Annotated in this window: 10 protein-coding genes and 1 tRNA gene; 7 read left to right on the top strand and 4 right to left on the bottom strand. The window is 35.5% G+C overall.

Going from position 1 to position 12,830, the window contains the following annotated elements:
• The first annotated feature begins 70 nt into the window (after nucleotides 1-70).
• The 6 genes from FA045_RS07110 (at nucleotide 71) to FA045_RS07085 (ending at nucleotide 8,203) form a co-directional block, all read left to right on the top strand.
• Nucleotides 71-144, top strand: a tRNA-Asp gene (locus FA045_RS07110).
• Between the two features lie 82 nt (nucleotides 145-226).
• On the top strand, nucleotides 227-946 hold the full coding sequence (locus FA045_RS07105; protein ID WP_136875925.1) for a membrane or secreted protein: 720 nt from the start codon (nucleotides 227-229) through the stop codon (nucleotides 944-946).
• Between the two features lie 64 nt (nucleotides 947-1,010).
• A complete protein-coding gene (locus tag FA045_RS07100; RefSeq protein ID WP_136875923.1) occupies nucleotides 1,011-1,826 on the top strand; it encodes an SDR family oxidoreductase in 816 nt (271 codons plus the stop codon).
• Nucleotides 1,827-2,144: 318 nt separating this feature from the next.
• Complete coding sequence (locus FA045_RS07095) at nucleotides 2,145-5,456, top strand: SusC/RagA family TonB-linked outer membrane protein (RefSeq protein ID WP_205943112.1); 3,312 nt, start codon at nucleotides 2,145-2,147, stop codon at nucleotides 5,454-5,456.
• A gap of 27 nt (nucleotides 5,457-5,483) precedes the next feature.
• Nucleotides 5,484-7,259, top strand: coding sequence for a RagB/SusD family nutrient uptake outer membrane protein (locus FA045_RS07090; RefSeq protein WP_136875921.1), 1,776 nt, complete (start codon nucleotides 5,484-5,486; stop codon nucleotides 7,257-7,259).
• Between the two features lie 101 nt (nucleotides 7,260-7,360).
• Nucleotides 7,361-8,203, top strand: coding sequence for an endonuclease/exonuclease/phosphatase family protein (locus tag FA045_RS07085; protein ID WP_136875919.1), 843 nt, complete (start codon nucleotides 7,361-7,363; stop codon nucleotides 8,201-8,203).
• Between the two features lie 150 nt (nucleotides 8,204-8,353).
• On the opposite strand, the gene FA045_RS07080 is transcribed toward FA045_RS07085, so the two are convergent.
• The gene (locus FA045_RS07080) at nucleotides 8,354-9,280 is read right to left on the bottom strand and encodes a hydroxypyruvate isomerase family protein (RefSeq protein WP_136875917.1); all 927 of its coding nucleotides are present in this window, start codon (nucleotides 9,278-9,280) and stop codon (nucleotides 8,354-8,356) included.
• Nucleotides 9,281-9,447: 167 nt separating this feature from the next.
• Here FA045_RS07080 and FA045_RS07075 point away from each other — a divergent pair, with 167 nt between their 5' ends.
• A complete protein-coding gene (locus FA045_RS07075) occupies nucleotides 9,448-10,131 on the top strand; it encodes a potassium channel family protein (RefSeq protein WP_205943111.1) in 684 nt (227 codons plus the stop codon).
• Between the two features lie 24 nt (nucleotides 10,132-10,155).
• On the opposite strand, the gene FA045_RS07070 is transcribed toward FA045_RS07075, so the two are convergent.
• The 3 genes from FA045_RS07070 to FA045_RS07060 are packed head-to-tail and all read right to left on the bottom strand — an operon-like array spanning nucleotide 10,156 to nucleotide 12,820.
• Complete coding sequence (locus FA045_RS07070) at nucleotides 10,156-11,943, bottom strand: NRDE family protein (RefSeq protein WP_136875915.1); 1,788 nt, start codon at nucleotides 11,941-11,943, stop codon at nucleotides 10,156-10,158.
• The gene (locus FA045_RS07065) at nucleotides 11,931-12,428 is read right to left on the bottom strand and encodes a DinB family protein (RefSeq protein ID WP_136875913.1); all 498 of its coding nucleotides are present in this window, start codon (nucleotides 12,426-12,428) and stop codon (nucleotides 11,931-11,933) included. Before FA045_RS07065 ends, FA045_RS07070 begins: the two co-directional genes overlap by 13 nt.
• The gene (locus tag FA045_RS07060) at nucleotides 12,425-12,820 is read right to left on the bottom strand and encodes a DoxX family protein (protein WP_136875911.1); all 396 of its coding nucleotides are present in this window, start codon (nucleotides 12,818-12,820) and stop codon (nucleotides 12,425-12,427) included. The genes FA045_RS07065 and FA045_RS07060 overlap by 4 nt, the downstream gene beginning before the upstream one ends.
• Between the last annotated feature and the right edge of the window lie 10 nt (nucleotides 12,821-12,830).

The raw sequence follows: 12,830 nt of genomic DNA, 5'->3' as shown, positions 1-12,830 counted from the left end.
TTGTTGTAAAATAAATTAAAGACACTATATTTGCAATCCCGAAACGAAAGAGATTTTGTTTTAGGAAAATGGACCGGTAGTTCAGCTGGTTAGAATGCCGCCCTGTCACGGCGGAGGTCGCGGGTTCGAGTCCCGTCCGGTCCGCAAAAATAAAGCCTTAACGAAAGTTGAGGCTTTTTTGTTTAAAAAAATCTCTTATTCCCTCTAAGTTTACACTATCTTAGAGATGATGAAAAAATTTATTTTTGTGTTGTTAGCAGCAATCGGAACATTTGCCCAGGTACAAGCTCAATCCATAATTACTGGTGCATGGAAATTTACTGATGGTAAAAATGAGCATCACCTTTTTTTTCAGGATGGTTTCTTTTTCCATACCCAGCACAATGGAAATCAATTCGTAATGACAAGAGGTGGTTATTTTAAAATTGAAGGAAATAAAATAAATGTTTTGGTTTTATTTAATAGTGCTGACACGCTGGAAGTAAATAAAAAGGAATCTATTCCATTTTCAATTGATCATAATTTTCTTGCATTAAATTTGGGAAAAGAAAATACAAAGTTCGAAAGGGTGGATGATGGTAAGGCTCCATTAGCTGGTGTTTGGCAAATCTCTGGTAGAATGGCCGATGATGGGAAATTAGTTGAAATACATCAAACAGGAACTCGTCAGACTTATAAGATGCTTACGAGTAAAAAATTTCAGTGGGTAGCTATTGATCCAGCCAAAAAACAATTTATGGGTACTGGTGGCGGGACTTATTCTTTTACAGATGGAAAATATACTGAAAATATTGAGTTTTTTAGTCGCGATAATACTCGTGTTGGAGCATCGTTAACTTTCGATGGTAAACTTGAAGATGGTAAATGGCATCATAGCGGCTTAAGTAGTAAAGGTGCAAAAATTTATGAAGTATGGAGTAAAGTTAAAGCTTCACCAATTTTTTGATGTTATTGTTAATTTAAAATTGATTTAAATCATTTCCAGATATAAAATTTATAAAATATAAATAATGAATAATAAATTTTCTTTAGCAGGTAAGGTAATCGTTATAACTGGCGGAACAGGCATTATAGGCAAATCATTTATCAAAGGCATTACAGAAGCTGGTGGTGCAGTTGGGATATTAGGTAGAAATGAAACTGTAGCCAATGAAAGGGCAGAAGAAGTAATTAAAAACGGAGGTAAAGCAATTGCTTTAATAGCCGATGTTTTAGATGAAAATGCAGTAGAAGTTGCCAAAGATAAAATTTTAACTGCCTTTGGTAAAGTTGATGGTTTGGTTAATGCCGCTGGAGGAAATATCCCTGAAGCTGTAATACAAAAAGATGCTGATATTTTTGCATTAAATATGGATGGCATGCGCAAAGCGATGGATTTGAATTTATGGGGAACTTTAATTCCGACCCAAGTTTTTGGCAAGGCAATGGCAGCTTCAGGAAAAGGAAGTATTGTAAATATATCTTCAATGAGTGCTAAAAGAGCAATTACCAAAGTTTTGGGTTATAGCATGGGCAAAGCAGCTGTTGATTGTTACACGCAATGGTTTGCCGTAGAGTTGGCTAACCGGTATGGAGACCAAATTAGGATGAATGCCATTGCACCAGGATTTTTCTTAACCGAACAAAATAGAACGCTGTTAACTAATACCGATGGCTCCTATACCGAACGCGGCAATTTGGTCATTAATCAAACTCCGTTTAAACGTTTTGGCCATGCCGATGAATTAATTGGTGCTTTGCAATGGTTATTAAGTGATGCCGCTGCGTTTGTTACGGGTACAGTGATAAATGTTGATGGTGGCTTTATGGTAAATAGTGGTGTTTAATCCTTAATTCTTATTTAACAAAATTTAAAATCTTATCTCCTAAATGCACCTTAACCATCAAGTTAGGGTGTTTTAGTTTATAGATTTTGCCAAAGACTAAATGTGGGTAATGGCAATTATTTAGCTAAACTAAATAGCCAAAAATTTGCAAATCTATATATTTTCAATAGTCAAAAACCGATCATTTATCATACTTCATTTAAGTTTAGAAATTAAGATAACTTAACATAGCATTCATATTGTGCCGATAGTTTTGTCGCGTAAATAGCCCGTGTGGTTAAACTAAAACATTTTAGTTGACAAAATAAATCAAACACAATGAAAAAAACTTTACGATTAAAGCGCAAACTTTTGAAGAGTGCATCTATTGTATGCTTACTTACAAGTGCGCTAAATTATTCTGCATGGTCATCTGCCGAGTATGCTTCTTCTTTTTCTTTAACTAAAAAAATGCAAGATCCAGGCACCATCAACGGAAGAATTGTTGATGAAAAAGGAGAACCTTTGCCATTTGCAAATGTTGTGATCAAAGAATTAAATAAATCTACGAAGAGTAATGTAGATGGTGCATATAGTATAAGCGTACCAGCGGGTAATTATACAGTAGTGGTAAGCTATATCTCATACACTAGTGTAACCCTAAACAAGGTTATTGTTAAAGCTGGAGAAAAAACACCACTAAATGTTACGCTTAAAGGAGAAACGGGTTCATTAAATGAAGTTTTGGTTGTTGGTTATGGAACTCAGAAAAGAGAAAATGCAACTGGTGCAGTAGATCAAGTAACCGCAAAAAGCATAGAAAACAGACCAATCACTAATTTAACCCAAGGTTTACAAGGTTTAATACCAAATTTAAACCTTAAAATGATGGATGGTAAACCAACTCAATCACCTAGTTACAACATAAGAGGTACAACTTCAATTGGTCAAGGTGGTAATGCATTGATATTAATTGATGGTTTTGAAGGTGATCCAAGTTTACTTAATCCTAATGATGTAGAAAGTGTAACTGTGCTTAAGGACGCTGCATCTGCTGCAATTTATGGAGCAAGAGGTGTGTTTGGCGTGGTGTTAATTACTACAAAAAAAGCAGAAAAGGGGCGGACAAGTGTAAACTACTCGACAAATTACGCCATTAAAAATCCACTGCAAGTACCAGATTTTGTTACAGATGGTTACACTTGGTCTAAAATGTTTGCCGAGGCTTTTGTAAATGGTGATGGAGCTTTTCCTCAAAATGCAAATAAAACCCAAAAATTTTCTCAAGCTTACTTAGATGAATTTAAAAGAAGAGCAGAATCTGGGCAGCCTTACAATACCGTAGAAATTAATCCAGCTACGGGAGAATATGTTTATTATGGCAGCACAGATTATTATGCAGAGTTGTACAAAAAGAATACAGCTGCGTTCGAAAACAATCTATCAGTAAGTGGTGGCAGCGATAAAGCTTCTTTTTTACTATCGGGCAGATTTTTAGAACAGGCTGGTTTGTTTAGGTACAATAGCGACGATTATGATATGAAAAATATCCGTGCTAGAGGAACGATACAGGTTTTTCCTTGGTTAAGTATTGATAACAATGCCGATTATTCTATCATGAATTACCATAACCCTATTAACGTTGGTGAAGGTGGTGGAATTTGGAGAAATATTGCTGATGAAGGTAAACCTACCGTACCGTTACGTAATCCTGATGGCTCTTTAACTTTTGCATCGGCTTATACCATTGGAGATTTTATGTATGGTAAAAATGGTATAGATACTAAGCGTGCTGTTTTTAGAAATGTAACGGGTATACGTACCAATTTCTTCGAGAATAAGGTTCGTGTAAATGCCGATTTTACTTTCCGTAATACCAACAACGATAGAATGCAAAAGAGGGTACAAGTTCCATATAGTAATTCGCCAGGAGTTATTGGATACGTGGGAACAACAACTAATGATTTACTTTCTGATTTGAGAGAAACTAATTACTTGGCTACCAATATCTTTGCAGAGTACGAAAATCGTTTTGGTACCGATCATTACTTAAAAGCTATGGTGGGTTACAATTACGAACAATCAACCTATAATCGCGTTGCGGTACAGCGTAACGGATTAATTTTTGAAGATGCCAACGATTTAAATTTAGCTTTAGGTCAAGCAATTACTACTGGCGGAGGTTATGAGCAATGGGCTATTTTAGGTGGTTTTTCTCGATTAAATTACTCGTTTAAAGATCGTTATTTAATAGAAGTTAATGCTCGTTATGATGGTTCATCGAAATTCCCAGCAGAGCAACGTTACGGATTTTTCCCATCAGTTTCTGCTGGTTGGAGAATTAATAAAGAACCATTTTGGAAAGTCTCAAATAATTTAATTTCCGATTTAAAACTTAGAGCTTCTTATGGTTCTTTAGGTAATGGTAACATTGCATCTTATGCATTTCAAGAAACCTTTAACATCAGCCAGTCGGGTGTAATTCTTAATGGCTCAAGACCCCAAACCACAGGTATTCCGGCGGTATTGCCAGAAGGCTTAACATGGGAAACTTCTACTACTAGTAATTTAGGATTAGACTTAACCATGTTTGGTGGAAAATTGAATTTTAGTGGCGATGCATACATCCGAAAAACAACAGATATGTTTACCACAGGACTAACGCCTCCTGCAGTTTTTGGAGCAGCTGTACCAAAAGGTAATTATGCTAACCTTACTACACGTGGATGGGAAGTGTCTTTAGGATGGAATGATAAGTTTGGAAATACCAACAAGCCTATTAGCTACAATGTTAGGTTAACATTATCAGATAATAAAACTAAAATAGATAAATACAATAACCCCAATAAGTTATTGAGTGATTATTATGAAGGGCAAACTTTAGGAGAAATTTGGGGATACGAAACCGAAGGCTTCTTTATTGATGATGCGGATATCGCTTCTCATGCCAAACAAGATCCGCAAATGCGAGCATCACCTACTGGGAGATGGTTTCCTGGAGATATCAAATTGAGAGATTTAAATGGTGATGGTTTTATCAACGTTGGCGAAAATAGAGTGGGCAACTCTGGCGATAGAAGAATTATTGGTAATTCGGCACCGAGGTATCTTTATGGCATTAATTTAGGCTCTAATTGGAACAATATTTCTTTCTCTGTTTTCTTTCAAGGTGTAGGTAAACAACAATGGTACCCTAGTACAGAAACAGAAATGTTTTGGGGTCAGTACAACAGACCATATAACAACATCCCAACTTTTCATTTAGGCAACATGTGGACACCAGAAAATACCAATGCTTATTTTCCGAGAACCATGTCTAGAGCTGCATCGAGCAATACCAACAGAACATTAGGTGTTGCACAAACTCGTTATCTGCAAAATGTGGCTTATTTAAGGATGAAAAATATACAAGTAGGTTATAATTTACCCACTAAATTGATCAATAAAGTAGGTGCTCGCAGTGCGAAAATATTCTTTTCTGGAGAAAACCTTTTCACCTATTCGCCAATGTACAAAATTGTTAAAGGCACAATTGATGTAGAAAATGCAGTGCCATCAGATCAAGATTTGAATGGAAATAGTACCAATGGTGATGGTTATAACTATCCATTGATGAAATCATTTTCTCTCGGATTAAATATTGGATTTTAAGTTTTATAGTATTAGCAAATAATTATAATGAAAAAACAAATTATATGGATTTTACTAAGCTGCATTGGTTTTGTAGCCTGTAAAAAATTAGATCAAGAGCCAGAATCTACAGCTTCTAAAAAAGCAGTATTTGGTTCAGAAAATGGCCTTAAATTATACACCAATTCGTTTTATAACATGGGTTTTCTTCCAAGAAACTCTACTAGTCAGGACGCCGTGACTGATTATTTAGCGGTTAGAAGTGTGTCTGATTTTATTAGGGTTGGTGGCTTTGCTGCCAACAATAGCTCAGGTTGGTCATGGAACGATTTAAGAAATATCAACTATTTTATCGAAAACTGTAACGACCCAGCAGTACCAGAAGATGTGCGTAAAAATTACTTAGGTATTGCCCGATATTTTAGGGCTTATTTTTACATGGAAAAGGTAAAACGCTTTGGCGATGTGCCATGGATTGGCAAACCATTAAATATTGATGATCCGGCACTTAATGCTGGTAGAGATAAAAGAGAATTGGTTATGGATTCTGTTTTGGGAGATATCAATTACGCCTGTGCAAATATCAAAACTACAAATGACCCAAGTCGTACAACCATTACCAAATGGGTTGCTTATGCTTATAAATCTAGATTATGTTTATTTGAAGGAACTTTTAGAAAATACCATACCAATTTAAACTTGGTGGGTACAGCGAACAGATGGTTAATAGAATCAGCCGCTGCTGCAGATGAAATTATAAAAAAGGGTGGGTTTTCTTTAAATACTACTGGTGGTGCAGGCTTGTCTTACCGACAAGTTTTTACAAGCAATACGCCGCTTGCCAATGAAACTTTGCAGGCAGCTGTAGCCGATGTAAATTTAGGAGTATTAAGTGATGCAAATTGGTGGTGGACTAGTGGAACTTATGGCGCCAAAGCAAGTTTTACCCGAATGTTTATCAATACTTATCTAAAACTTGATGGAACGCCTTACACTAACGACCCCGCTTACACTACCATGCTTTTTAAAGATGAAGTGAAGAACAGAGATTTGAGATTAAAACAAACCATCCGTTTAGGAGATTATAAAAGAACAAGCAATGGTCAGCAAGTTGCCGCACCGCCACTTTTTTCTTACACTTTTACAGGTTATCAACCAATAAAATTAACCTTAGATGATATGGCTCTTGATGCAGGCGCTTTAAATACCAATAATGCGGTATTGTTTCGCTATGCTGAGGTTTTACTTAATTACGCAGAAGCAAAGGCAGAATTGGGTACTTTAACCGATGCCGATTGGGCTTTAACAGTTGGAGCTTTGCGCTCTAGAGCAGGTATTACTGGTGGTTTAGCACTAAAACCAATTACTTTAGATCCATATATGGTAGCTAATTATTATCCGTCAGTAACGGATGCAGCGATCATGGAAATTAGAAGAGATAGAGGTATTGAATTAAGTTTAGAAGGGTTTCGCTTTGCAGATATTTTGAGATGGAAAGCTGGCGCATTGATGGAAAAAGAATGGAATGGGTTTTACGTTCCGGCTTTAAACACACCAATGGATTTAAATGAAGATGGCGTTTTTGATGTAGCATTTTATCAAGGAACTAGGCCAAATTTAGGCGCAAATTTAACTTATGTAGATGTTTCTGCTAGAATTGGAAATGCCGTAAATTCTCAACTCTTAAAAAATGGAACTTCGGGTGAATTAACTTGGATGAACGAAATCCCAAGAAAATGGAATGAACGTAATTATTATTATCCTATTCCTTTAAATGATTTACAACGAAACCCAAATTTAAAACAAAATCCAGGCTGGGAATAAATTGTGAATTCTACTTTGACAATCTTTTTTTAGATTGTCAAAGTTTAAAATGATCATTAAGAATCCTCAAAAATTGGTTGCTAACATAAATTAAAATTAACATGAAAATAAAATTAGCATTGCTTGTATTCCTTCTAAGTTTATACGCAATTTATAGCAAAGCACAGCAAATTACTGTTGGTACATTTAATATCCGTTTCGATAATCCCAGAGATAGTGGTAACCTTTGGAAAGACAGATCGGCTATCGTTTCAAACCTCATCAGATTTCACGAGTTTGATGTTTTAGGAGTTCAGGAAGCACTTAAAAATCAATTATCTGATATTTCTTCAGCCTTGCCAGAATACGCTATTTATGGAAAAGGGCGTGATGATGGTAAAGATGGTGGCGAACATTCTGCTATCTACTACAAAAAAGATCGCTTTCAATTGCTCAAAAGTGGCGATTTTTGGTTGTCGGAAACACCAAATGTACCAGGTAAAGGTTGGGATGCCACTTGTTGCAACAGGATTTGCTCTTGGGTGTTTTTAAAAGATTTAATAACCAAAAAGGAGTTTTATGTATTTAATGTGCATTTCGATCATCAAGGCGTAATTGCTCGTAAAGAAAGCAGTGTGTTAATGTTGAAAAAAATCAGTGAGATTGCTGGCAATTCTCCAGTGTTGTTAACAGGCGATTTTAATGGAGGAAGAAACAGCGAATGGTACCAGACGCTTGCAAATTCTTCGGTGATTAGCGATGTACACAAAAGTGTAAAATATCCTTATGCCAACAATTCTTCATCAAATGGTTTTAGAGTGCCAAGAGGCGAAGCTGTAATCGATCACATTTTTATGAGCAAACAGTTTAGCGCAAATAAATGGGGTATTTTAACGGATACCTATTTTGGAAAATTCCCTTCAGATCATTTTCCGGTTTTAGCAAGGGTTATTTTAAATAATTAAAGCTTTAAACAAATTAGAGGCTGTATTAATAAATAATTTTAACTAAAATCTAATCCAATTTAATTTTATAGCGTGTCACGCTGAGCGTAGTCGAAGCGCATTAATGAGGTCTTCGACTACCCTCAGACTGACAAAAACTACATAAAACTGTTAAAGAAAATTATCAACCTCTCTATAAGCAGAAATTACTGCTAATTCGCCAGCTTTATCTGGTTTAGAGTTGCCATGTTCCATGCCCATTACACCTCTGTATCCTTTTTTGTGAAGATGTTTAAATAGGTGTTTGTAGTTAATTTCACCAGTTGTAGGTTCTTTTCTACCCGGATTATCACCAATTTGGATATATGCAATTTCATCCCAACAACGATCCATGGTTTTAATTAAATCGCCTTCGGTACGTTGCATGTGGTAAATATCGTACAATATTTTACAAGAGGGGCTTTGAACAGCTTTGCAAACTGCATACGTTTCATTGGTTTTTTGTAGAAATAATTCTGGTGTATCACTCAGGGTTTCTAAAACCATAATTAAACCATGTGGTTCAAATATTTCAGCTCCAGCACGCATGGCGTCAATTACGTTGGCAAATTGATTTCCGTAAGGTAAATTACGTTCATAAAAGCCAGGTACAACTGTTAACCATTTGGCATTACATCTTTTAGCCGCCTCTACAGATTTTTTGCAAGTCTCTACAAATTTGTCTTTAAATTCTTTTTTACCTGTAGTTAAGGATGTCTTCCAATTATCACCACCATCAACTACAAAAACACCCATCCGCATACCTAACTTGCCTAGTAAGTTTCCAATTTTTTCTTGTTCTTCAGTGCTGCGGTTTAAATATCCATTGTCTTCTATAGAGCGAAAACCGCTATCGTACATAAATTGAATTTGATCGAGCATGCTTTTACCAGCATGATTTGCAAACATGCCTTGGTGAGGCGCATAATCCATATTAAATGGCTTGTTAATTAATGTGTTAGGTAATTTCTCGGCGCCAAAACTGCTGCCAATGCCCGCTCCGGTTGTTAGTGCGCCTGCGGTAAGTAGGCTGCTTTTGATAAATTCGCTTCTTTTCATTTGGTTATAGATCAAAACAATAGGAAAAAGATTTTTCGAAATATACAAAATTAGCTTCCTAAATTTTAATCTTTTCGAGTTTTAGGTAAATGAATTAAATATTTTACACATCAGTTAATGCCATTAAAATCAGTAACTTTAATCACTCACATCTAAATAAATTACTATTGATACGTGTTATTAACAAGGTAAAAGATTATTGGCATTCTGATACCAGCTTTATCACACTTTTGGTAATGCTATTATTTATGGTATTTCTAATGCCAGTTTTGGTAGATGGTGGAATAGTTGATGTACTCTTCTTAAATGTGCTATTTTTAGCCCTCTATTTTATCGGTATTTTCTCTAGCGAGGATAAGTGGATTATTTATGTCTCCTCCTTCTTATTCATGGCCCATTTAATTTTATTGCTGATAAGATTTGATGATACCCCAAACCAGTTTTATCTGTTAGAACGTTTGGTTGGTTTGGTAAATATGAGTTTATTTATTTTTATTAACGTGAGATTGTTATTTAGAAATGCCGAACGCAACGCCTACCGAGTAATTGGAGCCGTAAATGTTTATTTATTATTTGCTTTAATGGGCGCTTTTGCCTTCGAAATTTTAAAAATACATAGCGGAAAATCAATTGCAGGAAACATTGTGCTGAAGAATAATGATACTGATTATGCCACCTATGTGTATTATAGTTTAGTTTCATTAACTACAGTTGGCTATGGCGATATTTATCCTGATGGAATGGCGGCACGTATGCTTTCTGTTCTACTTTCTGCCATAGGTATTTTGTATCCAGCAGTGATTATCGCCAGATTGGTATCTCATACAATTGTTGAACAGAAAGTTCGATAAGTTTTTAATTCTCTCGAAGTAATTTTAAAGATCCTTTAAGCTTTTAACATGCAGTTGATGCGCTTTTAACATTTTTAAACCTTCACTTGTACTCAGCATTGGAGTTAAATTATTTACGACATTATATTTACTGATTTTATAAAGTATATCCCAATGTTTTTTAATTTCCCTCCAAGCAAAAAAAATAGAATGTTTAGGGTCGTACATGTGTGTAGGTTCGCTAGCTGCACCGTTTAATTCAATTACCACAAAATTTTCGCCTTTTTTATATTTTTCCCAATTGGCAAATTTGATATCTAATCGGCCAAAATAAAAATCAGGTATTTGTTGACATAAATTGTCAATCACCTCAGTTAATTGCTCATCAATTTGATGGCTTAAATCTACAAATTTTGCTCCTCTGCAATGGTTACCAAATGGTACTAAAATCTTTTCGAAACGTAAGGGTAATATTTCGCTTAAATTATTCGCGTTAGCTGATTTTAACTTTTCGAACTGTAAAATATGTCGTTCACTTTTTAAAATTAAGTCTGCTAAAGTAGATTTTCCATCGCCAATAACACTTAAAAATTCTTTGCCAACTATTCCTGTAACAATACCTTTTTTCTGGTTTGGCATTCGATGATAAAAAATACCAACTTCATTTGGATAATCGATGTATTGTTGTACCAAAAAATCTGATAAACTTGCCTTACTATAGGCAATAAGCGAAATTAAATTTGGTAGTAACTTTACGCCCATGCCACGTTCTCCCATTTCTGGCTTAGCAATAACAGGGAAATTAATACCTTGATCTTCTAAATTTGTTTTTAAAGCGGGGGCTTTAGTATCTGGCTGGCAAACAATAGTTTTGGGGTAATATTGTTGTCGGAGAAATTGATAAGTATCGCTCTTTTTTTCCATAGCAAAACCAGCATTTTTTCTGGAAGGATTTGCGGCACTGAAAAAGAATAATGACTTCGCCTTTGCGCTAAGGTAAAACCAATAAATGTACATTGGGGCATAAACCACATGCATAGGCCAATACTCCCAATTGCGTAATTTGATGCTTGCAATTTTTAGGTTTATCTGCCATTTTTTTAAATATTTCCGTTCAGCATGATCGGCTTTAAGTGGCATTTTAATCACTGATATGTCTTCGTTTATTAAATTCTCATGCCTCATACTTATTGCTGTTGCACTAATTTGAACCGAAGTGATGCTAACTGTTTGGAGATGATTGTCCCTTTTCATTACCAAGCCATTTGCAACATCATCTTTTCCAGTATTTTTATGAAAATTAATCACATCGCTATGCCGAAAATTTTTGCTAGTTGCGAGCCAATGGCTAAACCATTTTTCTCTTTCTAGTCTTATGTTTTTTGGGTATAGCGTAGCTGATGACCAGATATGTGAAGATTTGGGATCTTTAATTTCTTTATGTTTAGTTTCTCCATCCCACACGTAAGAGATTAGATTTTTAGCTGCATAAAGCACAAGAGTAAAATTTTCTATATTATTTAAGTCCAATTCATCAAAAGCTTTTTCTGGATCATTTTCTTTTAAAATTTTCAGTAAAATCAATCCTCTACTGTAAGCATATTGAGTTTTTTTAACATGATTTTCGAAGGCTCCATTTAGTAGTACACCAACTGTGCCTTTGTTGGTTATGGCAATCCATGTGCCGCCACTTTGTGGGTCTTTTGGGTAAGCTATTGCTAAATCATCAAATTTTTCTAAAACTGGTGGTATCGCATTGCGATTTCTATCCTCATCCCTATTGGAAGTAATGATGATCCCGTTAGGTGTGGGGAGAAAACTTACTGTGCACATGCTTTTCTGTAATTGATAGTAGCCGCTGCCACGCCAAAATGAGGAGCAAGTGAAATGCTTGTAGTAAGACACACGGCCACTCTAATTAATGCCATGTGGTGTATAGTATGGTCTAAGTTGTACATCAACTCTCTTGCATAAGTGCTCATTACTTGTTCTTTTGAATGATCATCGGTTGAGGTAATGAGCAATGCTTTATCAGTAAGAATAAGTTGATTGCTGATTTGCTTGATTTTAAAAACGGCAGCGGATCTAATGGTTTGCAGTTGATGGTCTCTAGTTCTTTGATCGTAGTTTACCATACCGCTATCGTAGCCATTAATTAGCTCCACATAAAACTCTAAAATATGTCGCACATGTTCTCCAATACTCGAGCCGCCAAGCAATGGTATTGATGCACAAAACTGATCATCAGCTAATTGAATAATGGTATCTTCAATTTGTATTAGCAAACCTGCTATAGATTGGTTGAGTTGAGTAATCATGATGCTTGGTTTGATGGTTTGCTTACTAAGCGCTTATAGTTTGCTAAAAATAATATAGAGCAGCTCAAAAACACAACAATAGCTAATGCAAAAAGTTTACCCGAATCATTTTCTACCTCGATACCTAATTTTGTAAGGTGAAAAAAGATTGCACCAGCCATTAAGGAAATGCCTAGTGCTGCTCCATAAACAGTTGTTTTTGGGTAGAGAATGAGGATTGCGGCAATTAATTCTGCAATGCCAGTTCCAATTCTGCCCCAAGGCTCCATATTTAATTGGCTAAAAATAAATACTGAAACTGGTGCTGCAGTAAACTTAAAAAAAAGTGTTTGCAAAAGAATAATCGCAGCCGTTAACCTCAATATCCAAATGATGATGTTTTTACTTTTCATGATGTTGCTT

Source organism: Pedobacter cryotolerans (genome assembly GCF_005116475.1).
GTDB lineage: Bacteria > Bacteroidota > Bacteroidia > Sphingobacteriales > Sphingobacteriaceae > Pedobacter > Pedobacter cryotolerans.
Note: the sequence above shows the minus strand (reverse complement) of the source record. Positions and strands in the feature narration are given on the sequence as shown.

Coding starts and splice junctions, on each gene's coding strand:
- FA045_RS07095 (WP_205943112.1), top strand. CDS start 2,145: ATGAAAAAAACTTTACGATTAAAGCGCAAACTTTTGAAGAGTGCATCT.
- FA045_RS07070 (WP_136875915.1), bottom strand. CDS start 11,943: ATGTGCACAGTAAGTTTTCTCCCCACACCTAACGGGATCATCATTACT.
- FA045_RS07085 (WP_136875919.1), top strand. CDS start 7,361: ATGAAAATAAAATTAGCATTGCTTGTATTCCTTCTAAGTTTATACGCA.
- FA045_RS07080 (WP_136875917.1), bottom strand. CDS start 9,280: ATGAAAAGAAGCGAATTTATCAAAAGCAGCCTACTTACCGCAGGCGCA.
- FA045_RS07105 (WP_136875925.1), top strand. CDS start 227: ATGATGAAAAAATTTATTTTTGTGTTGTTAGCAGCAATCGGAACATTT.
- FA045_RS07090 (WP_136875921.1), top strand. CDS start 5,484: ATGAAAAAACAAATTATATGGATTTTACTAAGCTGCATTGGTTTTGTA.
- FA045_RS07065 (WP_136875913.1), bottom strand. CDS start 12,428: ATGATTACTCAACTCAACCAATCTATAGCAGGTTTGCTAATACAAATT.
- FA045_RS07060 (WP_136875911.1), bottom strand. CDS start 12,820: ATGAAAAGTAAAAACATCATCATTTGGATATTGAGGTTAACGGCTGCG.
- FA045_RS07100 (WP_136875923.1), top strand. CDS start 1,011: ATGAATAATAAATTTTCTTTAGCAGGTAAGGTAATCGTTATAACTGGC.